Source organism: Alteromonas mediterranea DE, assembly GCF_000020585.3.
In the GTDB taxonomy this organism is placed as follows: domain Bacteria; phylum Pseudomonadota; class Gammaproteobacteria; order Enterobacterales; family Alteromonadaceae; genus Alteromonas; species Alteromonas mediterranea.
The window spans coordinates 3,227,431-3,253,206 of the sequence record NC_011138.3; the positions used below are offsets into that span (position 1 = coordinate 3,227,431).

At 44.5% G+C, this 25,776-nt stretch carries 20 protein-coding genes and 1 other RNA gene; 4 read left to right on the plus strand and 17 right to left on the minus strand.

From position 1 onward, the window contains the following. Positions 1-161: 161 nt before the first annotated feature. Both nagA and MADE_RS14270 read right to left on the minus strand, forming a co-directional pair. Positions 162-1,301, minus strand: coding sequence for an N-acetylglucosamine-6-phosphate deacetylase (gene nagA, locus MADE_RS14265; protein ID WP_012519314.1), 1,140 nt, complete (start codon positions 1,299-1,301; stop codon positions 162-164). Between the two features lie 121 nt (positions 1,302-1,422). Further along, a complete protein-coding gene (locus MADE_RS14270) occupies positions 1,423-2,337 on the minus strand; it encodes a glucosamine kinase nucleotide-binding domain-containing protein (protein WP_012519315.1) in 915 nt (304 codons plus the stop codon). A gap of 198 nt (positions 2,338-2,535) precedes the next feature. Here MADE_RS14270 and MADE_RS14275 point away from each other — a divergent pair, with 198 nt between their 5' ends. After that, on the plus strand, positions 2,536-3,384 hold the full coding sequence (locus MADE_RS14275; protein WP_012519316.1) for a LysR family transcriptional regulator: 849 nt from the start codon (positions 2,536-2,538) through the stop codon (positions 3,382-3,384). Positions 3,385-3,718: 334 nt separating this feature from the next. After that, the gene (locus MADE_RS14280; RefSeq protein WP_012519317.1) at positions 3,719-5,353 is read left to right on the plus strand and encodes an L-lactate permease; all 1,635 of its coding nucleotides are present in this window, start codon (positions 3,719-3,721) and stop codon (positions 5,351-5,353) included. A 77-nt stretch (positions 5,354-5,430) separates the two neighbouring features. Here the strand turns inward: MADE_RS14280 and MADE_RS14285 are convergent, their stop codons facing one another. From MADE_RS14285 to MADE_RS14315, 7 genes are all read right to left on the minus strand, one after another. Further along, the gene (locus tag MADE_RS14285) at positions 5,431-6,363 is read right to left on the minus strand and encodes a DHH family phosphoesterase (protein ID WP_012519318.1); all 933 of its coding nucleotides are present in this window, start codon (positions 6,361-6,363) and stop codon (positions 5,431-5,433) included. Between the two features lie 229 nt (positions 6,364-6,592). Beyond that, positions 6,593-7,900 (minus strand): M24 family metallopeptidase, encoded by a 1,308-nt coding sequence (locus tag MADE_RS14290; protein ID WP_012519319.1) that lies wholly within the window; start codon positions 7,898-7,900, stop codon positions 6,593-6,595. A gap of 99 nt (positions 7,901-7,999) precedes the next feature. After that, a complete protein-coding gene (locus tag MADE_RS14295) occupies positions 8,000-8,875 on the minus strand; it encodes an EamA family transporter (RefSeq protein WP_012519320.1) in 876 nt (291 codons plus the stop codon). Positions 8,876-9,091: 216 nt separating this feature from the next. Continuing rightward, positions 9,092-10,264 carry an FAD-dependent 2-octaprenylphenol hydroxylase gene (locus tag MADE_RS14300; RefSeq protein ID WP_012519322.1) on the minus strand — a complete coding sequence of 391 codons (1,173 nt, stop codon included), beginning with the start codon at positions 10,262-10,264 and terminating at the stop codon, positions 9,092-9,094. Next, positions 10,251-11,594, minus strand: coding sequence for an FAD-dependent monooxygenase (locus MADE_RS14305; RefSeq protein ID WP_012519323.1), 1,344 nt, complete (start codon positions 11,592-11,594; stop codon positions 10,251-10,253). Before MADE_RS14305 ends, MADE_RS14300 begins: the two co-directional genes overlap by 14 nt. A 175-nt stretch (positions 11,595-11,769) precedes the next feature. Continuing rightward, complete coding sequence (gene pepP, locus MADE_RS14310; protein ID WP_012519324.1) at positions 11,770-13,083, minus strand: Xaa-Pro aminopeptidase; 1,314 nt, start codon at positions 13,081-13,083, stop codon at positions 11,770-11,772. A 54-nt stretch (positions 13,084-13,137) separates the two neighbouring features. Continuing rightward, on the minus strand, positions 13,138-13,704 hold the full coding sequence (locus MADE_RS14315) for a UPF0149 family protein (RefSeq protein WP_012519325.1): 567 nt from the start codon (positions 13,702-13,704) through the stop codon (positions 13,138-13,140). A gap of 511 nt (positions 13,705-14,215) precedes the next feature. Between MADE_RS14315 and ssrS the strand changes: the two genes are divergently transcribed. Further along, positions 14,216-14,398: non-coding RNA, 6S RNA (gene ssrS / locus MADE_RS20340), on the plus strand. A gap of 198 nt (positions 14,399-14,596) precedes the next feature. Continuing rightward, positions 14,597-15,181, plus strand: a complete 585-nt coding sequence (locus tag MADE_RS14320) for a 3'-5' exonuclease (RefSeq protein WP_012519326.1) — start codon at positions 14,597-14,599, stop codon at positions 15,179-15,181. Positions 15,182-15,376: 195 nt separating this feature from the next. Here MADE_RS14320 and MADE_RS14325 read toward each other — a convergent pair whose 3' ends face one another. From MADE_RS14325 to MADE_RS14360, 8 genes are all read right to left on the minus strand, one after another. Next, entirely contained in the window at positions 15,377-16,024 is a 648-nt protein-coding gene (locus MADE_RS14325) for a transcriptional regulator (protein WP_012519327.1), read from the minus strand. A 199-nt stretch (positions 16,025-16,223) separates the two neighbouring features. Then, positions 16,224-16,565: a hypothetical protein gene (locus MADE_RS14330; RefSeq protein ID WP_012519328.1), complete on the minus strand. Its 342-nt coding sequence runs from the start codon at positions 16,563-16,565 to the stop codon at positions 16,224-16,226. Beyond that, complete coding sequence (locus MADE_RS14335; RefSeq protein ID WP_012519329.1) at positions 16,562-16,975, minus strand: D-Ala-D-Ala carboxypeptidase family metallohydrolase; 414 nt, start codon at positions 16,973-16,975, stop codon at positions 16,562-16,564. Before MADE_RS14335 ends, MADE_RS14330 begins: the two co-directional genes overlap by 4 nt. Then, positions 16,968-17,501 (minus strand): hypothetical protein, encoded by a 534-nt coding sequence (locus MADE_RS14340; protein WP_012519330.1) that lies wholly within the window; start codon positions 17,499-17,501, stop codon positions 16,968-16,970. The genes MADE_RS14335 and MADE_RS14340 overlap by 8 nt, the downstream gene beginning before the upstream one ends. 5 nt (positions 17,502-17,506) lie before the next feature. Then, on the minus strand, positions 17,507-17,944 hold the full coding sequence (locus tag MADE_RS14345) for a hypothetical protein (RefSeq protein ID WP_012519331.1): 438 nt from the start codon (positions 17,942-17,944) through the stop codon (positions 17,507-17,509). Next, positions 17,944-21,240 carry a PKD domain-containing protein gene (locus MADE_RS14350; protein WP_012519332.1) on the minus strand — a complete coding sequence of 1,099 codons (3,297 nt, stop codon included), beginning with the start codon at positions 21,238-21,240 and terminating at the stop codon, positions 17,944-17,946. The genes MADE_RS14345 and MADE_RS14350 overlap by 1 nt, the downstream gene beginning before the upstream one ends. A gap of 11 nt (positions 21,241-21,251) precedes the next feature. Then, on the minus strand, positions 21,252-24,143 hold the full coding sequence (locus MADE_RS14355) for a hypothetical protein (RefSeq protein ID WP_012519333.1): 2,892 nt from the start codon (positions 24,141-24,143) through the stop codon (positions 21,252-21,254). After that, positions 24,136-25,719 (minus strand): hypothetical protein, encoded by a 1,584-nt coding sequence (locus MADE_RS14360; protein ID WP_023559832.1) that lies wholly within the window; start codon positions 25,717-25,719, stop codon positions 24,136-24,138. The genes MADE_RS14355 and MADE_RS14360 overlap by 8 nt, the downstream gene beginning before the upstream one ends. Positions 25,720-25,776: the final 57 nt, after the last annotated feature.

Here is a 25,776-nt window from a genome sequence, read left to right on the forward strand (position 1 = left end):
AAAACTTAATATCAGATGGTGTTTAGAACAGGGAGTTACAATTTAATACCTAGCTTTTTTGAAACGTTGCTGAGTGTTTGCTGCGTAATTGTTGAGGGCGTTGTAAGGAATGTTTAAATACTTACTAGTAGCCTGTTGTAAGTTGTTCGACAGCAAGTGTGCTAAACGCACACCTCGCCATTTTGCCAAACGTGCGCAAGCGCGTTGTTTTCGCTCAGTTCTACAAAGTTTGCCCGTTGGCCTACTGCAATGCTGCCTACCTTTTCGTTAATGCCCATAAACGCAGAAGGCGTTGCACTTGCCATGAGGCTCGCTTCTTCTAGCGAAATCCCTATGTAGTTAACACAGTTAATAACCGCGCCGTGCATGTCTAAGCAGCTTCCTGCCAGCGTGCCATCAGGTGTAGTAAGTTTGTTACCCACACGGGTAATATGCGTATCGAAAAAGTCTATAACGTCTTTATCAGCCCCTACATGGGCCATGGCATCGGTAACCAGCATTAATTGGGATGGCCCTTTGGTTTTAAAGGCAAGCTCAACCGCTTTAGGGTGTAAGTGCTGATGATCGACAATAATGCCGCAGGTGTTATTGCTTAGAAGCGCTGCGCCAACCATCCCCGGTTCGCGAGAGGTGAACGGCGACATCGCGTTGTATAAATGAGTAAATCCAGTCGCGCCTGCCTCAATCGCCCTTTCCACCACTTCAAACGGTGCATTAGAGTGACCTAGCGCTACAATAACGCCTTGGTTTACTAAGTCGCGAATAACATCACACGAGGTATTCTCTGGCGCTAAGGTAATCATTACCTTGCCGAGGTCTTTGCGGGTATAAGTGGCAAGCTCTTTGTCGGTAAGCGGGCGAATATATTTTGAAAGATGTACACCTTTTTTCTCAACGCTTAAGTGCGGCCCTTCGAAGTGAATACCTTCAACACTAGGATGACCGCTTTCTATTGCTTCACTTACCGCATAGGCCGCGCTTTCAATGGTTGTAATATCATCGGTAATAAGTGTGGGGAAGAACGTGGTTGTACCAAACTTGCGATGCGCTTGGGCCATTGTTTTTATGCTTTGATATGTGGGCGCGTGATTAAACATTACGCCACCGCCACCGTTTACCTGGGTGTCTACAAACCCGGGTATAATTTTGTTGTGCACTCGCGTAGAAAACGCTTCGCGGTGCGTTTGTGACCCTGAAAGCGTTTCAATGTTAGCGATTACGCCATTTTCGATGGTAAGTACCTGGTCTTTTTCCCATGTACCTTTTATCAAAATATTTTCGGCCAAAATAGTCTTCATCATTGCGCTTTCACTTTCCTAATTGGGTGCGGTTGTAGCATTATGTTTAACGCGCGGGTTAACGCTAGCTTGCGTACATTCTCTGTCTGTAACTCTTATGCGTTGTGCTTAATTTATTTCAAGACTAGCGTTCGTTATAAACGGCTTTAGCATACTTAATAGCACCTTGCTGAGGCAATAATTCACACGCTTGCACGCGAGCGCGAATTTTTTCAGATAAGTACGGTACATACACTTTGCTTAGCCCACCGATTAGGGCAAGATTATAGGTATTCTCCCCTAAAAGCTGCTGGGCCATTGCTTCTAAATATTCAGCGCCCTCTTTAAAGATACGAACCACCCCGTCATTTGCTTCTTGTAAAAGTGGCAGCATGCAGGGTACTAAACTGGCGTAATGGTGTGTGCTAAAGCCTGCGCACTTTGCCACAATGTCATCTGCGTTTGTTGTACCAAGCGCTTCACACACCTGCTTTGCTAGAACATCAGGGCTTCGAATATTATCTACACATAATAAGGTGTGCTGAATGGCTTTTAAACCCAGCCAAGCGCCACTGGCAACATCGCCGATAGGGAAGCCATGCCCCCCAACATCGGTGAATTTACCCTCGGCAAATACCACTCCTGCCGACCCCGTACCCACAATAATTACTGCACCGGGCTTGCCGTTGTGCGCGCCTACGCAGGCAGCGTGTAAATCACTTAGCACAAACAGCGAATGAAACGGATGTTCCCAGCTTTCAAAACGCGCTTTTGCAGAAGTAATATTAGCGCCAGCAAGCCCGGCGCCAACGATACATTGTGATGCTGTGATGGGTTTTACTGTGGCGTCGCTGCTTTGTGAAGCCAAAAAGGCATTGGCAGATGCAATAGCTTTGTTTACGCCATCCATTATGGATGTTTTAGCAAGCTCTCCGTCACGCATGATATTGGCAGGGCCGCTAATGCCTTCTCCTAACTGCGCCCCGTTTTTATCTTGCAATGTAACTCTGCAATTGGTGCCGCCGCCGTCTATGCCGATAAAATACAATTCAGAGTTCATGACACGTTCTCGCAATTATAGTAAGTCGTTTTAATGGGTAGAGTGCGCGATGTTACAGCAAAGCGCTTGGCACCCGAAGCGTAAAATGTACAAAGCCGAGCAGGTTCAAAATGAATCGAGTAAAGAACCTGGGCTTTCACTCCAATACATTTGCAAATATAATCACTACAAGCACATGCATTAACAAAGCTAATAAATATGAAACAGCTTTCTTTAGACACATTACGTACCTTCGTAAGCGTTATCGAACTGGGTGGCTACGCAAAAGCGGGCGACTTTTTGGGTCGCTCTCAACCTGCCATTAGCTTGCAAATTAAAAAGCTAGAGTCGCAGTTAGACAGAAAGTTATTCACCAAAGTCGGTCAGCGCCACATACCTAGTGCCGATGGCAACTGGCTTTACCCAAAAGCGAAAGAGCTACTAGAGCTTAACGACAATATTTTTCGAAGCTTAACCCCTGCTCCATTAAGCGGGCGGTTGCGTTTAGGCATTCCCAATGAATTCGCGTCTACCCTATTACCGGGCTTAATTGGTGAGTTTTCAAAACGCTACCCTGATGTGTCTTTAGAAGTCACGTCGGCATTAAGCCGCGACCTCCTGCACCCGAGTCAGCGCGATCACTTTGACCTAATTCTGGCGCTGGTAAACCCCAACGAGCAAACCGAAGGTGAAGTCGTGCTCGAAGACGACGTTGTATGGGTTGGCGACAACGCTCATCCGTTGGTAGGACATAACATTCCGTTAGTGTTAGCGCCAGATGGCTGTATGTATCGAAGCCGCGTAATTGAGCAGTTAAAGCAGCAAACCTTTGCATGGAAGATTAGCTATACCAACGCTGATTTAGGCGGGCTGGTAGCGGCTATTCAGCAAGGTCTTGGCGTCACCGCGCTCGCGAAATCAAGCTTGCCTGCCAACTTAGCGGTGTTAAACCACCCGCATTTGCCTAAGCTTGGTAAAGTGAATATTTGCCTGTTTAACCAAGACACCCAGCACCCTGTGATAAGCAAAACCTTGGCGGAATTCTTTAAGGTGCGGTTGAGAGGGTAATTTGTTTACCGCCAGATTCTCCCTTTGTTTTGGCTTTGGATATCCAACAAAATTCAAGCACTCAAGTCGCAATCAAATAATAATCTTTACGTATATTGTTCTTGGTCAAACACGCACTTATTTCCTGCAAAACCTTTATTCTAAGACCAAAAATTAGTGCTATAACTATGAGCAAATAGCCTATCGTGTTCATTGAAATGCATGCGCGCTTCGCTCAGTCACGCTTTTTCACAAACGCTCTGGAGCTTTGGTAAGCTTCAGTTGAAGCACCACGCATTTTGGGCTTAAGTTCGAGTTCTCGCGCCCGTTTAGAATAGTAAAATCCAGACAATAAATGAATGCCACAAACTTACTTATCGCAGCTTATGCGCCCTTATTTTTGCTCATTTACCTGATGGTGAAGCCAAACGGTATGGCGTCAAGTAAAGCCTTGCCCTTAAGCGCCTTAGCTGCTTATTTAATTGTGATTTTTAACGGTCACTCATCTTTAACGCTTATACATGCTAGCGTTGTACAAGGCGTTTTGCTGGCGTTAACGCCGTTATCAATTATAGCCGGCGCCATATTTTTGTTTCTGTGTATGGAAAAAACGGGCGCACTGGCAACCTTGAAAAATGGCTTAAATACAATCAGTTCGAACAAGGTTGCTCAATTGATGATTGTAGGCTGGGCGTTCGCATTTCTTATTGAAGGTGCCAGCGGTTTCGGCACGCCTGCTGCGATAGCGGCGCCCATACTTTTTAGTTTAGGTTTTGCGCCTGTAAACGTTGCCCTATTCTGCTTAGTGACCAATACCATTCCGGTCATTTTCGGTGCCATGGGTACGCCAGTGTGGTTTGGTATGTCGCTGTTATCACTGCAAGAAGACACTATTATTGATATCGCCACCCTTGCCGCATTAATCAGCACGCTTGTTGCACCAGCGATTGTGTTTATGGCATTGCGATTAGTTATACCGTCTTGGAAAATCATATTCAGGCATTCGCTTTTTATCGTTTCTTCGACATGCGCATGCACCCTGCCTTTCTTCGCATTAAGTTTTTACAGTGTTGAATTCCCCTCGCTGTTAGGCGGCGGCATTGGCCTTATCATTACTGTTTTGATGGCTAAATCAGGGTTTGGGCTTTCCTCGGCAGCTAATGAGTTTGAAACAAAGGTTGATACACAAAAAAAGACTGCCTCACCCAGTGGCAGAGAACTTGCCAAGGCATCTTTTCCCTTGTGGGGCACTGTGATAATGCTTTTACTTACTCGACTTCCAGAGCTTGGACTTAGAAGCTTGTTACAAGATGGCGCCCCTAATATAACGGCATCACTGGGAATATTAGGCAATTTATCGGTAAGCGCTAGCTTAGTTATATCGATAACAGGTATTTTAGGCACCAGTATTCAATGGAAACATAGCGTGCTTTACGTTCCCTCGTTAATACCTTTTATTGTCGTGGCGTTTGCCAGTGTTTATAGTTTTGGCTCTCGGGAATGGGTGTCCAGAATAACATCTGTGTCGTCCCAAACCGCAGTGCGTATGACAAAACCACTATTTGCGCTATTGGGCGCGCTTGTATTTGTAAATTTAATGATGCTGGGCGGCGAACAGTCGGCCGTGTCAGTGATTGGCAAACACATGGCATTCCTAGCGGGTAATAATTGGCCCCTTTTCGCACCGCTACTTGGTGCGCTTGGTAGCTTTTTTTCCGGTTCGGCCACCATTTCGAACCTTACCTTTGCAGGAATTCAGCACGCTATCGCTGAACAATTGTCTTTACCTTTACCGGTCGTGCTCGCCCTTCAAAGTGTAGGGGCTGCAATGGGAAATATGGTATGTATCAACAACATTGTGGCGGTAACCGCAATTTTAGGGCTTAAAGGTCAAGATGGCGTTATATTAAAAAAAGCGGCGGGTATTCTGGCGATATACGCCATTTTAGTAGGCAGTTTAGGAGCTTGTTTGATAAGTATTTACCGCTAGCAGCGAAAATAAAGCACGAGTGTTACAAAAGGGGCAAGACAAGGGTACTGTCTTGCCCTTTACTAAATGACTATTCATTACCCATCGTTGGTAATGGTGTCGATAAGCTCGCTAAGCACAGCTTCTGCTTTACTGGTTTCAACCTGGCACGTGCCGGCGTTCATATGACCGCCACCGCCATACTTCAAGCACAACTCACCTACATTGGTTTTAGAGCTACGGTTAGTAATGGATTTACCAATAGCAAATACCACGTTTTGCTTTTTAAGGCCCCACATTTTGTGAATAGAGATATTGCAGTCTGGGTACATGGCATAAATAACAAAACGGTTCGTGGCGTAAATGGTCTCTTCTTCGGTTAAATCTAACACCACAAGGTTATTATGTACGGTTGCGCATTTTGCTATTTGCGCCTTCGCCAATTCGTTATGCTCGTGATATAGGCTCACGCGCTCAGCCACATCTTCCATTTGCAGTATTTCTTCAATACTGTGGTCTTTACAGGCATCAATAAGCTTCATCATTAGCTGATAGTTAGAGATTTTGAAATCTCTGAAACGGCCAAGACCCGTGCGGGCATCCATGATGAAGTTCATAAGCACCCAGTCGGTAGGCTCTAGGATCTCCTCTTCGCTAAACTGCGCAGAGTCGCCTTTATCTACCGCGTCCATCATATCTACCGAGATATTGGGAAATTTCTCGGCCCCACCATAATAGTCATAAACCACTCGCGCCGCCGACGGTGCTTCTGGGTCGATAATATGATTCTCGATACCGCTCGCGTTTCTTACCGTTTCGCTAAGGTGATGATCAAAGGCTAAATGACAGCCAGCTACATAAGGCAGGTTGGTTGTAATGTCATTCTCGGTGATGTCTATTTTGCCGTCCTGCATGTCTTTAGGGTGTACAAACAAAATATCATCTATCATGTCTAAGTCTTTTAGTAAGACCGCACATACTAATCCGTCAAAATCACTTCTGGTTACTAATCTAAATTTTCTTTCAGGCATGGTTTATCCATCATTCACTTAGGTAATAATGTTAAGTGTAACAGCTAATAGAAATTTTGAGAGACAGGTTTATTAATACCAGTCCGCATAGTTAATTACCCACTCAGCGAGAGTTAAAATATTCGTAATCGCGGCGTGTTACCGTAGGTATAGTGGTTCTACATCGAGGTGGCACAACAAAGAGTACGGACTTTTTAAACATAAAACTTATTTTTAGTTTTGTGTATTTTTAGGGCAAAACACTTACCTGAACAGGTAGAGATTTTAGCCTACCCAGCGGTTTCGCCAAACTCTCTGGTGGCTCAGTGAAGTAAGCAGGGCCCGTTTCTGTCATGTACAAACAGTCTTCCAAGCGCACACCAAATTCACCGGGAATATAGATACCTGGCTCGTTAGAGAAGCACATACCTTTTTTAAGTGGCGTATTTTCACCGCGTACAAAGTTAACGCTTTCATGCCCTTCCATACCGATCCCATGACCCGTTCTGTGGCTTAACCCGGGCAATTCATAGTCCTTACTGTACCCTTTGCTGGCATAGTATTGGCGCACTGCATCATCCACTTTGCCCGCGGGCTCACCAATTTTAGCTGCGGCGAATGCCACGTTCTGACCTTCTCTTACTGTGTGCCATACATCCTGAACTTTCTGAGACGCTTTGCCAAATACCAAAGTACGGCTTATGTCGCTTTGGTACCCGTGCACACTGCAACCGCTATCTAGCAAAATTACAGAACCTTCTTTGATAGTTTGCGCTGCACTCGTGCCATGAGGGTAAGCACTTGCATCGTTAAAGAGCGCCAAACACCAAGCGCCGCTTCCGCCTAAGCGCTGCTGCGCGGTGTTCATCAAACTTTTGACGTCCTGCTGTGCCATGCCAAGCTTTAAGTTATTAAAAACAAACTCGTAGGCCCGCAAAGTAACCTCATTGGCCTTATGCATAAGTGCCAATTCGCTAGCAGTTTTGTACATACGACAGCCAAGCGTAACGGGCTCGGCAGGAACGATCTTCATATTTGGCAGCGCACGGCTAACTCCTGTTACCACAAAGTAACGCACGCTGTTCTCAAAACCGATATTACCGCTTGTGATACCGCGCGATTTTAAAATACTGGCTGCAGCATCAAACGGGCTTTCGTGCTCCTGCCACACTCTTACATCATCGCCTATAGCCAACGACTCGAGCACGCTTGGCTTTTCGAAAAACGGCGTAATCACTGCCACGTCGCCTTTTTGAGGGATAATTAACGCGGTTAAACGCTCGCTGCGCCACCATTTAATCCCAGAAAAATATTCCATTGCCGCACCCGGCTCTATTAATATTGCTGCGATATCCTGGGCTTTCATTAGCGACTGCGCTTTTTCAATACGCGCTCTACGCTCTTCCACGGTAATCGGCTTTGCGCTTGCGGTGATATCCGTTAATACATTGATATCGTTTAGGCCCGCTGTGTTGGTTTTATCTAATGCAGCCATCGACGCCATAGGTGCAAGCGCAATGCTAGCCCCAGCTAATTTCAAGAAATGTCGCTTATTCATGTCCCTTCCTGTCGTTTTAATTGAGGTTGTCTAACCCCTTTGTTTTATGCGAATAACATTGAATTGCTTATAGTTTAGCCAGTAAAGCTTGCCTTTACTTTACGCCCACATAACGAAAACGGCGGCTAGACCAATGAGAAGCAAGCCAACTATTTCGCGTTTTGTTACTGCATTCTTTAGCCAGTAATGCGAAAGCAAAAGGGTTAACAAAACCTCTAACTGACCAAGCGTTTTAACAAGAGCTACATGCTGCAGTGCCATAGCAGTAAACCAGCAGATTGAGCCTAAACAGCTTACTGTACTTATCGCTAGCACCTGCTTTTTAGCGTTCACTAGTTGCTTAAACACGAAGGGTTTGGTTAATAAAATATATCCACTTAAAGCTATCGCCTGAACGCATAACACCCATAATAGAACCCAAGCTGCTGCAAGGGTGTATTGTATATCAAGCATGTGGCTGGCTTCGCGCACTAGCAATGAGGTTAGAGCAAAGCAAGTACCACAGGCAAGGCCAAGCACCATGGTTTTCGCGCTAATACCATGAATTCGGTTACCACTGCTTAACACAAACACTGCTATTCCGCCTATGACTATGCCTACCCAACCAAGCGGCGTTAAGTAACTGCCAAAAAAGAGCATGCCTACCACCCCCGCCACTAAGGCTTCACTTTTTGCCAAGCCTGCTCCAGTAGCGAAGTTCTTTTGCTTAAACAAAATCACCATTAAAGAAGTGGCCGCTATTTGAAGCAGTGAAGCACACAAGATCACTGTGATAAATGGGCCCGTAAATTGCGGCAGCTGGCTGGCACTACTGCTATAGAGCATAAGCAAATAAACAAGGGCTATGGGCGGAGCCAAGATAAAGCGAGATAGCGTAACACCAGAGGTACTAACTGAACCACTTAGTTTGCTTTGCAGCGCATTACGCACGGTTTGCATGATTACCGCGCCCAATGTAAATAAGATCCAACTCATTAGCGTCGCTTTACCTTTAAAATCAATTTACTACGTGCCGTTCACGCGTTTTTTATTTGGTAGTGGCTTCGCTTCCAGATAACGCCTGTAGACGCTTTGCTTTGAAGTCACTTTCGCGCTTCCAATAAGGCCATACATCACCTTGAGCATAGTGGGTAAGCACAAAATGGAGTCAAAATGAGGTTCCCTCAGACTTTGACCCCATAATTTTTGGGTTTAAAGGCCCATGGCGTGGCTGACGAAGGCGTTTTTAATGGTTGTGAGTTTGTCTGTGGCTGAAAGGCCTATGCCGCGTACTAATTTCTTCAACGGGTCGTTGCCGTCGAATAAGAATTTGAAGCCATCCATTGCCGCTATCATTTTCGTGGCTTCCGTTTTACGGCTTCGCTCATAGCTGCGTAAGTGCTTGTACAAACCTATGTCTTTACCGGCAGCGCTTAGGCTACTTAGTGACTCAGCCAGCGCTAGCGCATCTTGCATACCTAGATTTGCCCCCTGCCCGGCCAGCGGATGAATAGTATGCGCGGCATCGCCCACCAGCACTACCCCATCTTTTGCCCACTGCCTTGCATAGCGCATGGTTAATGGAAACGCAGCGCGCTCGGTTTTAAGCGAAATAGTGCCTAAAACGCTATTACTCGCGGCGGTCAAAGCATGGCAAAAAGCGTCATCATCCAGTGCCATTAATGAGCTTGCTTGCTCTGGGGTTTGCGACCAAACAATTGAACAGACGTTTGGTTCTGCCATTGGAAGTAGCGCTAGCGGGCCTGTGGGCGTAAACGCTTGGCGCGCCACATTGTTGTGTGGTTCATCGGTTTTGACATTAGCTACTATTGCAGTATGCTCATAATCTTTGAAGGTAATTGGCAGGCCAGCCTGCTTTCTTACAAACGAATTAGCCCCATCAGCGCCTACTAATAATCTGCAGCTTAGCACGTCGTCGTTATCTAGCATCAGCATGGTTTGATTAGGGCCTGCAAGTACTCTATCAATACCGGCAGTGACTAACTGAACATTCGATTGCGCTTCAACAGCTTGGGCTAGTGCGTTAACTAACGCCTGATTTTCCACAATAACCCCAAGGGTATCGCTACCCATCTCATCACACGAAAAATGAATATCACCAAAACTGTCTTTGTCCCACACATGCATTGCGGTGTAGGAATTAGCGCGGTCTTGTTGTAAATGGGGCCACACATCGAACTGTTGCAACGCTTTAATATTAGCCTGATTGATTGCGCTAACACGCGCCGTTGGCCTATCTGCAAGCACCTGATAACAGGGCGATTTATCAATAATCGCTATATTTAGTTCACTGTCTTTTAGCGCCGCTGCAAGGGTTAGCCCTACAATGCCACCGCCCACTATTGCTATATCAACATGCTGCATGGTTATCTCTGTCTTTATCGAGTGTTACGCCGTAGCCCGTGGTATGTTTCACAAACGCTTTTTTCGCCTGTGGCATTATGCTTAACGCGAGTAGCGATAAATTTCTGCCAATTACGGTGGGAAAGTATTGATTCGAATAGGTTCTCACTAGGGTATCGGTAAGGGTGACCGTATTCTCTCTGTCTGTCTTGCGTGCGTTGGCGTAATGTTGAGTTATACTAAAAGCGCCCGGGTCAAAGTTATCAGCAACGTTTTCCAGCAGTGTCTCATTCGCACAACCTTGTTTTTTAGCAGTTGGTTTTGTGTGCTCTAGTGCCGCCGAACTCAATACCGATATAAGCGCACTTAAATCACGTAATCCTAAATTAAACCCTTGCCCGGCAATAGGGTGAAGAGCTTGCGCGGCATTCCCTACTACTACCGCGCGATGGGTAGCAACACTCTGCGCTTTAGTCAGAGCCAAGGGATAGCTCGCCAACTCACTAACTCGTAGCACTTTACCTTGTCGAAAACCAAAAGCCTGTTGCAGCGCTTGTGTGAATTCATCGGGGGTCAGAGTCATCAACAATTTTGCCGCATCGGTTTCCACTGTCCACACTACTGAAAAACCATTCCCACTGGCTTTAACGCCATTAATTTCACTATCGAAGGGAAGAAACGCAAGGGGCCCTGACTCGGTGAAACGCTCATAAGCTTTGTTTTCATGCGGAAGCTGCGTGTGCACGTTAAACACAATGGCAGTTTGATGGTAATCGCACGACGTTTTAGTCATTCCCACCTGCTCGGCCAGCCCTGAGCGCCCACCATCAGCAATGACCAATAATTTTGTGCTTAACGTTTCGCCGTTATCAAGTAGCACCTCTACGCTATTACTTTGCTGATTCACGCGGGTTACCTTTGCAGGTGCGATATGTTGATAAGCAGAACTTGCATTCGCCGCGAGTCGGGTTAATGCACTTAAACTTACCACCTGTCCGAAAGCGTTGATGTGGTAATCACGGCTATTTAGGTTCAAAAGGCCGACATGCCCTTTATCACTTACCTCAATATGTTTTATTTCTGGGGGTAACTCACCGTTGTGCTGTTTGGCCAAATCGTCAAGGTTTAGCCCAATATCAGAGAGCTCGTTCACCGTGCGTCGCGCTAGGGCAATAACGCGGGTATCGGTAAATGGATTAAAGTCATCTGTCGCGGCGTTGTTTTGCTGTGGGTCAGCCGCATCAATAAGCGTTACAGACAGCCCCACTTTCTCGGCAAGCCCTTTGGCCAGTACGGTACCTACAATACCCCCGCCTATAATTACTACATCAACCGGTTCTGCTGATTTCACTCTATTTGCCTTCCTGTCGCCCAGTTCTCTTGCTCTTAATTTCGTTTTATGAACGGTTTTCGTAACGCGGCACTATTCTTTTCCCACCTCAGCGTTTCTATGTACCGTCGTATACACTAAGCTGATTCAATGGGACCTTTATTACTTGCCTGCTGTTATACAAGTTCAAGGGCGCTTAGCTTTTGGCCATAAGCGCTTCAATTTCATCAATCTCTTTAGGCACATCCGACGTTAAAATTTCAACACCGGTCGCGGTGATAACCACGTCGTCTTCTATTCGCACGCCAATACCTTTGTACTTGTCTGGCGCGTCGCTGTCTTGACTAATATAAACACCTGGCTCGATGGTAATCACCATGCCTGGCTTTAACGGGCGGTCTTCGCCCTCAACTTTATAATTACCAACGTCGTGAACATCTAACCCCAGGAAATGCCCTAGCCCGTGCATGTAAAAGTGGCGCCAACTCTCGTTCTCTAGATTTTCAGCAACACTACCCTCTAATACGGCGAGGTCAACTAAACCTTGAGTAATAATTTCGGCGCTGTGTAACATTGCTTGCGACAAGGTAACGCCCGGCGCAAGCATATCTAAAACACTCTTTTGCGCTTTAAGTACTAAGCTATAAATTTCCCTTTGCGCATGGGTAAATTTACCATTTGCAGGAAAGGTTCGGGTAATATCGGCAGCGTAACCTTGATATTCAGCACCAGCATCGATCAAGATCAAATCGCCATCATTTATCTGGCCGTTATTTTGGGTGTAGTGCAAAATACACGCGTTATCACCACTGCCAACAATTGTACTGTAGGCAGGGGAACGTGCACCGGCCATAGCAAATTCGTGGTGAATTTCCGCCTCTAGCTGATACTCAAAACAGCCAGGAGAAGCGAACTGCATCGCTCTTTTATGCGCCCTTGCACTTATTTCGCCTGCGGCTTTCATCATCGCCACTTCACACGCTGACTTAAACAAACGCATTTCGTGCAAGATGGGACATAAATCATAAACAGCGCCAGGGGCAAGCGATTCTTTTGGCGCATCGCGCAAGGTGGTGAGCGCTTCAGTGAATAGTGTATCGTGCGCTTTGTTGTTGCCTAATGAGAAATATACATTATCTTGCCCTTGAATTGAGGCAAGTAGCGCCTCTTCAAGCTCGTGCAGCTCAAACGCTTCATCGAGACTAAAACGCGCTAATGCAGCCTCTGCACCAAGGCGCTTACCATGCCAAATTTCTGCGCTTCTGTCTTTCTCTTGAACCACCATGGCACGATAGCTTTCTCCATAGCGGGGGTGATTTGACAATATTAACCATGCGTTCGGCTCTTCAAACCCGGTTAAGTACCAGAAATCGCTATCTTGTCTGAAAGTGTACTCGGTATCGCGACTTCGCGTTACCAACCCAGCAGCTGGCACGATACACACACTATTTGGCTTACACTGCGCCAATAGTCGGTCTTGACGAGCTATAAACTCTTGCGCACTAATCATAAATGAGAAAACCCTACATAAGTCAGATAAAGCTTATTGTTGCTTAACAATTAATTAGTGTACGGACGGCGTGTCTTGTTGATCATCCAAAAGTGACTGACCTAGCTCGCTAAAGCACAAAATAGCAGAGATTTTTACGTATTCTTCCACCTCTAATAGCGCTTTTTCAGATTCTTCATCAGCATCCATCGGTTCTTCCATGCGTGAAATATCTGAAAAATCTTCAAGTGCTTCTTTTACATCATCTGAACATTGCATTAAGTCTTGTTGATGCAAACCAAAACCCAGCATAAAGCCTTGTACCCAGTTAATTAGGGCCGCGCCTCGGTCGTTAATTGGGGCCTGATCGTCAGGAAGTAACAAGGTAAGCGCAAACTCAGGTTCTAGCAACTGCTGACACGTTTGATTAAAAAGCGTGGTTAAAAGATGCTGCGTTTGGTCACTAAAGCCTTCACCTTGATTAATGGTTTCACTCAAGGCTTCTAACCACTTTTGGTCGGTCAGTGACATTCCGCCACAAAGCATGCCGCACAAAATGCCATGAACCTCTGCCGCATCTACTATGATGCTCTGCTGCGACAATTTATTGCTTACGCTATCGTAATCGAGCTGTTTTTCCACGAATCGTACTCTTGTTTGTAAATGGATTGAGAACAACGCCTCGTTAAGCTAGGCCAACAAGCGTGTCATCTCTTGATGGAGTTAATACTAGCAAAATTCAATGTACAAAGCCCACATTTGCCCCAAGCAATATACGAACTTTAACACCGCTCGGCACTTCGTGTTCACACTTCGCTCAATTGGGCTTGTAGGTTGCATACTCACTGTCCAATCAGTATGTAATTGGCAAAATTATCTTTACTATGGGTAGTAACACAGCGTGAATTCATCTAAGATCATTTGTGTTGGATACGGAATTCCTCTCGCAACAGTCTTGTAAGTATTTAATAGCTGTTTTGTTATTATTGAGCTTATCTTATATGCGTGTATAATTGCTGACCAATTGGTCAAGAAAATGTTAATTTTTAACGACTTTTATATTCACCACGCAAAATAGTTATAAAGCGCATTAAGTGATCCCCTTCACTGGATCTCGCGTTTGTTATACCCTGTTGCGTTAATACAACAACAATGTTTCCTGGGATGTTTGCTAGTTCATTCATGTCCCTGGCCGATGCTTTAAACCTAGGAAGTTGAAACAGCTGCTATTGTGCAAGCTCGACGCGTATCGAGAAGCCTACGGCAATTGTGATTCTTCCGCCCTGAACTTTTCGGTTCACGGGCGAAACATGGACAGCGGCATTCTGGGAAGCACCACCCTCCTTAAAATCAATACTTTACGCGCTTTTTTAAAACGCAATCACGTACAGACACGTTTTAAAATTCGCACTTTTTTCGCACTCGGGGTTAAAAATTCGCACTTTTTTCGCACTCGGAAAGTGGTAATTTTCAACCTCTTATCTTATAATCAGTGATTATACCCGCCCAAAGTAGGATAATCACATTGACCCAAGTGATCCGCAAAATGAAAGACGTCATGATCGACATTGAAACTGTCGGTACTCAACCTTACTCGGCTATCGTTTCCATCGGTGCTGTGTTCTTTGACCCGTTTACCGGCGAAACAGGAAGAACGTTTTATGACGTTATTTCTTTAGACTCGTGTATTAAACACGGGCTGGTAATGGACCCATCAACAATCCAGTGGTGGATTAAACAAGACAAAGAAGCCGCGAAAGTCTTTTTCGGTTTCAAACGAAACTTACCTGATGTAATGACATCGTTCACTGAATTTTTAACTGCCGAAGGCATTACCAAAAAATCAGTCAAGCCATGGGGCAACGGTGCCAGTTTCGATATCACACTTTTAGAGTGCGCATACAAAGTTGTCGGCCAAGAACACCCGTGGGAATTTTGGAATGTCCGCGACGTTCGAACAGTAGTGGCAATGGGCGAAGGGATCTCCGATGCCAAAAACACTATCCCGCGTGCAGGTACTTACCACAACGCATTGGATGACTCGGTTCACCAAGTTAAGTATGTGTCAGAAATTATGCGCGTATTGCGCGAAGGCAAAGAGGTAAACCCAGGCATGTGACTTGAAGACGTCTGGCACATGCGTGGTCCTACCGTTACCTATGACGTGTCACCTCCTTACACCGAGGCCGGTAGTCAACTGAATGTGCAAGCCAGGGTTATGTTTACTCCCCATAGACTCGGTAAGCTCGCCGAGGGCGAAGAGAGCTAAGTAGTAAAGCCAAAAAGAAGAACCCCGCATTTGCGGGGTTTCTTTTTATTTAAACGGCATGGACTTGTCGTTCATTTTATTTTGTATGGCCATAACATAATGGACGACGCCAGTATCGGTGGGCTCGTTAAATGTTTTACCATTCAAAGAGTAAGTCACCACCCACTGGGCTGACAAATATCTTAATAAACCATAGAAGACTTCATTATCCTTGATAACTATAACGTAGTCATGCTCATGGACCTTAGAAGCAGGATCGCAAATAATATGCTGGCCTTTCTTCAACCCATCATAATTCTCCACATCCACCTCTATTGCAAAGCAGTCCTTCGGGACGGCAGGAAAATTTACTGCTAATGACTTCATTGTGCTTTCCATTCCTGATAATGCGTACTTAACTGGTACCCAGGCTTTAGTCAAACCGGATACCACGGTGTTCACATCAGTTAGATCGGAATCGATGTCTGAGGGTTTACAACCAACCATGGCGGCAAACTTTCTAATGATATCCGTATTCAGCGCCATTGATTTTTTAGCAGACGGGTTACGTCCGCTTAGGTAGTAGGAGAACGCTGGCTGAGAAATTCCTAGAATCTTTGCTGCTTTTTGCTGAGTGAGTCCTTTTTCACCTTTTCCTTTTAGTTCCCAGTAGTAATTCAGTTTCTTACGTATTGCATCGTAATCGCGCTGCATTATCCGCTCCTGCGTATAAATTAACCTTATAAGTAATACTTATATAATAGGTACAACTTAACGGTTTTGCAACATCTTAATGCGTAATAAAACCAAGGTTCTACATCTTTTTTCTGATGTTTTTTTCGTCGTCTCGTTTAGAAATATATACAGGCGTATGATTATAATCAATACCTATATTATACTTTCGTCTATTTGATTATGGATTTTTGAATATACTCATCCAAGCTACGACACCGAGAACCATGTAAGTTATTACTTTTTCTACGATTTTCAACCCACCATTGGTAAAAGCAACAGGCTTTATCATAGCCGTCTTTACGTTTGTAAGTTCTTTGTTAATAGCTTTTATCTGATCTTTAGTTTCTTGCTTAAACTCATCATGCCCAGAACTTCGTTCTTCTATGCGTAATGCCAGTTCAGTAAACTTCGCTAGGTTATCGCTCATCTTAGTGACCGACTCCCGTAATGCACGGTTCTCGGTCCTAGATTCTTCGCGCTGTTCTCTGATAATTTCAAGCAATCGATCGTACTCACTCATTTCTTTGGGCTCCACGTAGTGATAGCCTTGCAGTTCCTGACGTCGATATGCACCCATGTCGGTGTATCTAATTCCACGAAAGTAATAAACGGGAACTCTTCGGGATGAGTGAGAATATAATGGCGCACTTCTTCAGGCGTAGCTTTAGAGAATTTACAATCTGCAGCGCGCCCAAACGTATGCTGTGAGAAAGGGCTGTAGTGTTTACAGTCCGGTGTTCTTAGCCCAGACTCGGTGAACCCTCCCCCACTATGCCAATTATTAATCGTACAAGGACCGAACTTTTCGCGTAGCTGATCAATAGTTATAAGTAAGCGTTCGTCGATAAGTTCCAGCGACCTAGCACCCCGTTTCAAGAATACAGATTTAGGAACTAGTTCCTGCGCTATAAAATACTTTGGCTTATACACTTGGCTTTCTCCCTAGGTCCTTGATCTTGGAACCGAGAGAACTACCGAAATGAAAATTGATAATATCCTGGCGTTCTTTAAGTAACGAGTTCAGCATGAACCCTGTTAGGTTGCCGAGTGCAATTAAGATCTCACTATTACCCTGCAAAAAATACATAGCCAAGATATTCAGAGCAAAAAGAATCAACGCTAGAGGCAGATTATACTTGGTGACATTGTCCGCTATTTTGTCAGCGCCCATTGCGTTTTTGGCGTACATCTCTCGGGCAGACTGTACGTTGGCGAGGTCTATCCGTTCCTGCACCCACTTGTCTTCTAGCAAAGCCTGCTGGAATTTAAGCTGGTAATCAGAATTAATAGCCATTACATCTTTGGCTTCTATTTCGTTGTCACTGCCTGTTACTTTTATAGCAGTTTCTACGACCTTAGATGCGACTTTCGCTTCGTCATCTTTACCGAATAGCTTTAAAATGTCTGGCGCGTACTGCGCCAAACCTAATGCTACGCTCAACAATGGTGCTGGCATAAGTATTACCCCGCTTCTTGGAGTGTCGATATTATCTTAACTTTCTCCAAGAAAACCGGTGGCAGCTTATGGCCGTCTTCCGTAATTACGACTAATTGGTGCATGCCCTGACCGTTAAAATCAAGGAGCGCATCGTCGATGTGTATTAATATTTTACCATCTTTAAAGGACACACCGCTAGTCATGTCTGCTGTTATTTTAACCTCTCCGAGTTGGTCAGCCAGCGAGTAGAAAGCCTCTCTGAACAAGTCAGTGCTCACTGCGGTTCCGTCTTTGTATTGCACAGTACAGACTAAAAAGTTATCTGAAAAATCAAACAAAGTGACCGGGGTGTATTTTACCTTCACCCCGTCAACTAAGCCCACGATAGGAGTGTAGTAAGGAAGTTCGTACGAACCGAACTCCCCCGATACATTCCAACTACCTGATACGTTCCACGCCATTATTGTATTACCCCATAAAACGCGCCCCCGGTTTGAGGGTAATTACTACCTAACCAAAGACCCACGATCTGGGTTCCAGATTCTAGGTCCGAGGTTTCAAGCGTTAGCACATCATTTGAAAATGTTGCTGGGCCGCTAAATACTGGCGTTGTTAAATCATTAGGTTCAAACAACACAATATCGTAGGTGCCTGATCCAGAACCTTTAATAGTTACACTCAGAGTCTGGGTTGTGGGTTCTAGAACCTGGGCTGCAACAGAAATGTCCACGTAAACAGGTGCCGAATCTACGCCGTCATCATCAGTGACAATAAGCTCTAACGTTACTGTTTGAGCAGTATCAGACACCGGTGAAGTAAAGCTGATGTTTTCAGCGGTAGTGCTTGATAACACTACACCACTGTTAGTAGTTTCACGCCACTTGTAACCTACTATTGTACCATCACCATCAGAACTACCAGATGCGCTAACTTGCACTAATACACCAGCCGCTACTGACTGATCGGGGCCAGCGTTTGCTACTGGGGGTTGGTTTATTTCTTCGCTAACAATAACAGTTTGCGTTGCTGAACCTACGTTACCCGCCGCGTCTGTTGCGGTTGCCGTTACAGTGTATGTGCCAGCGGTGCTAGTATTAACAGGATTTGAAACAGTCGGTGTTAGTGTTCCATCGTTCGCATCAATAGCTGTGACTTGTGGGGTATATGAGTCACCTACTGTTAGCGTTATGGTACTGCCACCTACAAACGTGATTTGTGGGGGCGTACTATCCACTTCTTCGGTGATAACAAACTCTACATCATCACTGGTACTACCTTGGGCGTTAGTTGCTGTTAGACGTAGGTTATGAACACCAGCTTCATCGAACGTTACCGTGGGGTTTAAGATAGTTGTATCCGAAAAGATGGGAGTTTGACCTGTGGTACAAGTCCAGACCAAACTATCATAATCACTGGCTGTACCATTTAACTGAAACGAATCCCCAACCATACCAGCATCATTTACCCCTGCATTAACGGTTGGTGTTGTTGCGCCTCTAGCTTCATTTGAATAAGAGTTAACGGTGATTTCTTCAATTTCCATCGAAGTGTTTTCACCGCTAGGAGTGCTAAAGTTCATAGCTAGGGCCAGTGGTTGTGATATATCTAAGCTTTCTAGTGTAAATTCGTTTATCACACTAACACCACCGAGAATATGAACTACTCTCGTAGCGGGGAAAATTCTAATCCCGTATACAATCCTTGAAGTGTAATATTCTCTCTGGCTGTCTGCTTGGGTGCGGTCGTAACTGCCAACAGTTTTACGAGTATCATGCTCTTTGCTTGCAACGCCATCAGACAAAACGTTATAAATAAGACTCCCATTTTCTTTGGTCCAAATGAATCTCGCAGCGTTTGACGGAGATGCGGGGTCGTCAAAAAAACCAATTTCGCCGTAAATGTCTTGCACATCGGTCTGCGCCTGTCTTTTAAATTTAACTTCTAATACGTCATAATCTAAAAGGTTAAACGTGCCGAAATTTATAACGTTGGAGTCTCCATTCGCGTTTAACGGGAATTCTAACAATCCATCTTGGTTTGTTGTTGGATTGCTGGTAGCTGTCATTCCAGAAGTGTTATTGCTATTTACACGTAATAGCTCAGTTTTATTCGATAGAGGCTGAATTATCGACCAATCGTAATCTATCTCGGCAACGTCTAGCATTGCGATTACGGTGTCGTTGTTTTGCGCTTTACCACGGTAGAAACCATAAAGTTTCCCTTCGTACTCTACTTCGCTGTAATGCGTTATTTCCCCATCGTCAAAAGATCCATCAGCGCCCAACTCAACAAAATTATTTGGCAAAGAAACGATGTTGAAGTTTTCATCAACTAACACCTCTATCGGCTTTAAAGGTATTCCATCGCCTCCCGTAACTACGTCTTTTCTGATGTTTACAGATAAACGGTAATACGGCCCATCTTTTCTAAGAGTGGAAATATTGCTAAGCATAATTACCCAATTTACATTCCACCCCGAAGCGGCACCTGCGTATATTACTTCGGGGTGACGACTTCGGTCGAACATGGTTATTATTTCATAAGCTTCGGGGTCTTCAATGTCGTTAGTGCCGTATATGACCTCTGAAGGACCGCGAGAAGGATCGCCTCCACCATGAGTAGCATTAACCAAAAACTCATAGGGTTGCGAAGGAATGGGGTTTTTGATTATATTCGCGTAACCCGTATGCATAGTCCCTTGTTCTTTATTAGCATCATAACTAAGTAACGGAGAAACAACACTCGTGAAATCAATACCGTTAAAACCTTTAGCTAATGATGTGCCTTGGTCTACATTCCCCGCAGAATTAGAATTTAAAATGTTGTGTGTAAATAAATATACCGTTCCGTTACTAGTAATAACCGAGGGCGTTTCACTGGGGGCCGCGCTTTCTGTAAATATGGGATTTGTTTTCTTAGCTATGTGGTCAAACTCAGAACGATTAGACACATTTTGCCATTCTTCCCACGCGGCAGTTTCTGTAGGCTCCCCTAATTCAGCGTTATAAACGCGAACATAAATCCCCGTAGTGACGTTCGCGGGTGCGTGGTCAGGTGAGGTATACATAATGAGAGGGTATTTAGTAGAAGGCCAGTTAGGTATTGTGTCTCCACGGACAACGGTAGGCCAGTATTCTGAGTACAAACCTATGTCAGCCATTGCGCTATGCAGAGGTACAATTTGCCCTAATTTTGTTGCGCTCAACCCTTTACCAGTATGAACCAACGATACAGGCTCTTCGGTTTGGTAAGACATCCAGTTAATAGCTATTGTAGAGTCATCGGTTTTGAAGCCAGTTTTACCTTGCCCACTTAAAAAGCTGTCGTCGGTTTCAGCTGCAAGCTCATCGTTCAAAAAGAAGCGTATTCTTTCATTTGTTACTTTAACTTTTAACTTGTTAGCATTTGACTGGTATATAGAGTCTTTATTTACGTCTACTACGGTATTATTCACGCCATTAACTTTTTTGATTAATCGGCATCGCCCGGTTTCTCCATCGGTAACTACAACAAGCCAGTTGTTGTTTTCATCTACATAACGAACCATGAAACCATATTGCTTATTATTTCCTGACGGCTCTTCGGCGTACATTTCAAAAACGCCGTTTGACACGGAATCGTCAAAAATGAAAAAGTTACTTGAAACCGGAGAAGATACATAAGCTTTCCCCCCGTTGATTACTAGGTTATTGCTTACTGCGGTTATACCAGCAACAGAGGTTGTACCGTCTGGGTAATTAAAGCGCTCTAATGCCATTTTTATTCTCTCTATACTGTAATTGAAATTGTGTTAGACCACGCGCCTATGAGCGCACCGTTTAGGCAACGGCATCTGATCTGGTATGTGCCTGAAGTAAAAGAAAGTGCACGTTTGAAACAACCAACAACCCCAGGCAAACCTACGTTAGGAACGGATAAAGGTGACCAACTAGAACCACCATTGTTTGATACCTCAAATTCCATATCTGTCATAGCTGCTCGGCAAAGGTCTTTCATTGTTGGGTAAGTTTTCAATACGTGAACAAGTTTTGGACGTATTCTTACAGGACTGTAAGTGCTATATGTACCGAACTCTTTAGGCTGATTTTGAAGCTGGTCTGTACTAACGCAGCGAACACCATCTACCGCACAATTCCATATTTCTATGTATGGGCTAGAGTGACTAGGTGAAAATACTTCACGTACACCTGATGTTCTAACGAACTCGGTATTAGCAACCGTAGCTGAACCTTTAGAGTGGGTACGAAGCATCTTACAAGCACCCTCGTAACGCGAGTGATTTACTTCAGAACGCTTTTTCAAGTCGGTCACTGCGTCAGAGCTGTTTTTTAAATCACAACCATAAATATTTACGGAGTATTTAAAAGCTTCTTCACCGCTGTAAGCGCCATTGACTACGAAGCAATCAGAATTGCCAAATCGACTGTTATAGTTACCAAAATTCGAATCGAGCAATAAATCGACATCACAAAAATGTAGTTGTTGCTCTTTAACGAAAGGACCATACAAATCGCCAGTCACAGCCGTTTGCCATGTTTCTTGCTCGCCTTCGTAACCACCAATAAAATCCATTTTGTATACTTCAAGCGACTCCGCGCCACGAAGGTTAATTCCATTCCTGCGGTTTCTAACTGTTACGTTCTCAGCAAGATAATGGGCTGTTGGGTTGTTGCTTCTATGACCATCACGCTCGTTCTGTTCAAGGACACCCGACAAGTAAATATCTGCGGTATACAGGTCTTTAAGCCTTGTAACAGGTAGCACATCGAACATTAAATTAACGTCATTGCCGTTAACCGTGACGCTTAATTCTGGTACTGCTGGCGTTTCGGTTCTTAGCAGTTTACGCACGTAGATATTTTGGACGTTACCCTTGTAGCCGCTGGCTGTGATTTGAACTTGGGTAGCGTTAGCTGGCGCACGAATAAGCCAAACCTCAGTACCTTCTAAGTTGTGGCTGTATTGGCCTACTGCACTACCGATTTTAGGCGTGACTGAACCGCTTTCTATGTCTACCAACTTCAAAGAGATTTGATAAACCTCACCTTCTTCAAAGGTGTAGCTAGCGCTCAAAGGGTTACTTGTACTGTTTGCATAATAGTTACCGCCGCTCTTAGTCCAGCCGCTACCGGTAAAACCCTCTGGCTGAACCACTTTGGCACCTACTTCGGGAGAAGGAAGTATTTTGAAGCGGTGCATATAGATAAAGTTTTCAGTGCTGTATCTGAAGTAATCGATAGCTTCTTCACCCGGGTCTAGGTGCAACCAATTATCTAAAGGCATGTACCTTAAAGAACCATCACCTGTAGGCACGATTCTCGCCCCACTAGGCAAATCAATCTGGCTAGAAAAAGCATTCTCAGTACCTTGCACTGATACCGCATTATCCATTTGAGGTATGTGCATGTAAGGCAGCGACAGTGTTTTGTTTGCGTATACAGGTAGTACATCATCGGTTACTGTGGCTTTTACACCCCGCCAACTTTCACCTTCACTTAAAACTACGGTTTCATTATATAAATTACCGTTAACAGTCACGTTGTTTAGTATGAAAGTACAATTACCACGAGCGTATACAAAAGGCAGGGGTGCTAAGGCTTTATAGTCACCACCGTTTATCGTAATTGTTGAACCTTCATACCCTACAACTACGCCTAAGCCACTGGTTTCATCCAAGTTGCAGCCACAGTTATTAAGTTCACCGTCTTTTTTAAACTCGTAAGCGAAACCATCACCCTGTATTCTTCGCGTCCATGAAACCATACAATCTCTAGCGGTAGAAGTTTCAGAAAAATGAATACCCTTACAATCGTAGCTTGACGTTAAACCCTTAACATCAACGGGGCATTCAAACCTAAAGCCTTCGTCACTGAAACCCTGAGTCTCGACATACCGAACAACCGCTTTAGAACCTTGCTCCAAATGAACACCGATGAAAGGCGTAGGGTTTTCGGCAAAAAGGTTATTCTCGTTTATAATTTTACCGCCAACGATTTCTATTTCAGAGTGACCGGCCCTTACTGCAATACCAATATCGCCTGAGCCGGTAATATCGAAACCCTGCATTGATACATTGCTCGAACCGATTGGTATGTCTAGCGCTTTTAGTAACGTCTTAATAAACGTTAAACTTCTCAAAACCCAATCAAACATGCGATACCCCCGAGTATCGATTAATCCCGCGTTGCTTAAAATGGCACCGTGTATTTCAGTGCCTCGATTGTCTTTGGTAAGTGTTAAGAAGTTTTGTGAGTCTTTAAGTTTTACGCTGTAAAAACGATGATAATCAGCGCTAAGTAAAATAAACTCAGCCGGTGCGTTTATAATCCACGGTGAATGATTATCTAAACTCGTGTCTATTTCGCTTTCACCAACTTGCAAACCAAAGTAAAACGAGAACCATGCGCCTTCTGTGGCTTCATCAATATCGAAATTCCAAGGCGCGGTTCTAGGGACCCAATCGCGCACTTCAGAAGGGTGAGCTCCTATATAAAAATTATCACCGCGTTCTATGCGGTAGTTCGGGTTTTCACCCTCACTGTCGTTATATATGCGGTGGTAAACTTCATTTATATCTTGAACAGGGTTGCTGTCGGACCACTCTTCACCGTCCGTCCATCCGTCATAGGCAAGTAGGTTTACATCAAACAATCTATCCATAATGGGGTATTCTCATTTTGAGCGATTCCACAAGAATAGTGGCGCTTATTGGGCTATTAGGATTTGTGCGCTTTAAATAAATGCGCTCATCAGCGATAAACCGAGAAGGACCAGAGAAGTAAATACGGTTCGGATTTGCGTTAGAAACTGTTACAGCTATAGAGCCTCTTAAATTTGAAACATCTAAGATTATTTCAAACTGAAAATCGTCAAAACCGTCACCAAAAAACCTTAATGCGTCTGTGCTACCATCAGCTTCAGTAACAGTAAACACGCGGGGGTTATTTGTATCCTGTGCCCAGCTTGGCCCAATTTCATCTAACGTGTCAGGGAACATATCTTCGCTGTACCAATAGCCATCAGCCTTTTGGTAGAACGTTCTAAAAGGTGATCGTAATGTACCGAAAGCCACATCGAATTTGGCATTGAGTGAGCCCACATTGGATTGGTTTACATCAAATTGATGCCAACCGGTGTCTAGTTCGATGTACTCAATAATCCCTTCAAAATACTGGCTATTAAATTCACCTATTTTGTATAAAGGGTCTTCTTCGAGGATTGTGGTTTCGTACTCATACCATTGGTGATTCGCTAGCGTTGGGTTATTAGGCAAACCTAAGCCCCCATTACCCATCGGATATACGCGCATTTTGATATTGCCGCTGTACGCATTATTGTTATTGAAGCGAAGTATCAAGCCACGATAAAAAATAGGGAAAGCACGACTGGCAATAGTAGTAGTAATAGTGAACCAGCTATCAGTCAGTGCTACATGAACCTCTCCACGTACATCATCAAACTGGATCATGCGCTTGTTGTTAGGTGATTCGGTTGGACGTACTTCGGTTTTCGTTAGTGTCGGATAGTCAGTTAGACGCTGGGTTAAACTTTGCTCGCGATTTATACGAGGGCTAATTGCCAGCGATTTCTTATCCTGTGTCACTGACTCAGGTAATTGCTCATCTGATACCGTACCAGTCACTTCCTGGAACTCAGGCCAGCGTGTTGCAGTTTCCGGTTTATCGGTTACTTCTATCCACGTATGCCCGTGCTGAGACGGAGTAAAAGACATGGGTTTGTTAAGAATAGCCGACCAGTAAATATCTCCATACCCACCGCCTATTTCGCCATCGGCGATATCCGCAAAAAGATTCTCTAAACCAACAGGGGTGAATATGTTTCTCTGGCCACCGTTACCGTCATCTATTGCATAACGATCTTCAGTGGCATTGACCCAGTTATAGAATTCAAATTTTTGTTGTAATAACTGGAATTGGAAATTAACGAAATCAGATGCTAGTCCAGCGTTCGTTTGCCGCGCAAACGACTTTTCAATGGTATAAGTCGCATCTGATAAATCAGCTTCTTCGAAAGGCTGTTCAGATATAAGCGTGCGGATCAAAAGTGTAGAATCATCTACCACTTCATAAATGCGATAGTATTTATTACCGCCGTCAAACGTTATCAGGCTGTTAGCTTGTACTAGCCCGATAGTTTTAAAGTATGTATCAGTACCAGTAACAGTGTTGCTTCCTTGGCTAACCGAAACCGTACCTGATTGGTACGTTTGACTCACGATTAAACCTAAATATAATTATTGATTATATTTTACCATCCTGATTTGGTTTGTGAA

Excerpts from the sequence above, each read along its gene's own strand:
- MADE_RS14290 (WP_012519319.1), bottom strand. The coding sequence starts at position 7,900 with ATGAATAAGCGACATTTCTTGAAATTAGCTGGGGCTAGCATTGCGCTT.
- MADE_RS14295 (WP_012519320.1), bottom strand. The coding sequence starts at position 8,875 with ATGAGTTGGATCTTATTTACATTGGGCGCGGTAATCATGCAAACCGTG.
- pepP (WP_012519324.1), bottom strand. The coding sequence starts at position 13,083 with ATGATTAGTGCGCAAGAGTTTATAGCTCGTCAAGACCGACTATTGGCG.
- MADE_RS14350 (WP_012519332.1), bottom strand. The coding sequence starts at position 21,240 with ATGGCATTAGAGCGCTTTAATTACCCAGACGGTACAACCTCTGTTGCT.
- MADE_RS14345 (WP_012519331.1), bottom strand. The coding sequence starts at position 17,944 with ATGGCGTGGAACGTATCAGGTAGTTGGAATGTATCGGGGGAGTTCGGT.
- MADE_RS14325 (WP_012519327.1), bottom strand. The coding sequence starts at position 16,024 with ATGCAGCGCGATTACGATGCAATACGTAAGAAACTGAATTACTACTGG.
- MADE_RS14300 (WP_012519322.1), bottom strand. The coding sequence starts at position 10,264 with ATGCAGCATGTTGATATAGCAATAGTGGGCGGTGGCATTGTAGGGCTA.
- MADE_RS14280 (WP_012519317.1), top strand. The coding sequence starts at position 3,719 with ATGAATGCCACAAACTTACTTATCGCAGCTTATGCGCCCTTATTTTTG.
- MADE_RS14285 (WP_012519318.1), bottom strand. The coding sequence starts at position 6,363 with ATGCCTGAAAGAAAATTTAGATTAGTAACCAGAAGTGATTTTGACGGA.
- MADE_RS14270 (WP_012519315.1), bottom strand. The coding sequence starts at position 2,337 with ATGAACTCTGAATTGTATTTTATCGGCATAGACGGCGGCGGCACCAAT.
- MADE_RS14340 (WP_012519330.1), bottom strand. The coding sequence starts at position 17,501 with ATGCCAGCACCATTGTTGAGCGTAGCATTAGGTTTGGCGCAGTACGCG.
- MADE_RS14355 (WP_012519333.1), bottom strand. The coding sequence starts at position 24,143 with ATGGATAGATTGTTTGATGTAAACCTACTTGCCTATGACGGATGGACG.
- MADE_RS14330 (WP_012519328.1), bottom strand. The coding sequence starts at position 16,565 with ATGAGTGAGTACGATCGATTGCTTGAAATTATCAGAGAACAGCGCGAA.
- MADE_RS14275 (WP_012519316.1), top strand. The coding sequence starts at position 2,536 with ATGAAACAGCTTTCTTTAGACACATTACGTACCTTCGTAAGCGTTATC.
- nagA (WP_012519314.1), bottom strand. The coding sequence starts at position 1,301 with ATGATGAAGACTATTTTGGCCGAAAATATTTTGATAAAAGGTACATGG.